Origin of the sequence: Lysobacter sp. TAB13 (assembly GCF_052113885.1) — a bacterium.
Taxonomy (GTDB): Bacteria; Pseudomonadota; Gammaproteobacteria; order Xanthomonadales; family Xanthomonadaceae; genus Lysobacter; species Lysobacter gummosus.
Window position 1 is genome coordinate 1 of sequence record NZ_JBFRDR010000422.1, and the last position, 356, is coordinate 356.

General features: G+C 72.2%; 1 protein-coding gene. It reads left to right on the forward strand.

The window, feature by feature from the left end; all coding sequences use genetic code 11:
- Positions 1–356: oxidoreductase (locus tag AB4Y92_RS26800; RefSeq protein WP_441822380.1), on the forward strand; the 356-nt coding region annotated here is incomplete at both ends.

Here is a 356-nt window from a genome sequence, read left to right on the forward strand (position 1 = left end):
CCAGTATTCGGCCGAGGATGGCCGGGCGACCGACTGGCATACGATCCATCTCGGCCATCTCGCGCTGTCGGGCGCCGCGCTGATGTTCATCGAGGCGACGGCCGTCGAGCCGGAGGGCCGGATCAGCCCGCTGGACCTCGGCCTCTGGTCGGACGAGACGGAAGCGGCCCTGGCCAGGACACTGGCTGCAGTCCGCGCGTATTCCGACATGCCGATCGGCATCCAGCTCGGCCATGCCGGGCGCAAGGCCTCGGTGGCCGCGCCCTGGACAGGCGGCGGCCAGCTCGGGCTCGACCAAGGCGGCTGGCAGACGCTCGCCCCATCGGCGATCCCGTTCGGCGATCACCCCCGGGCGC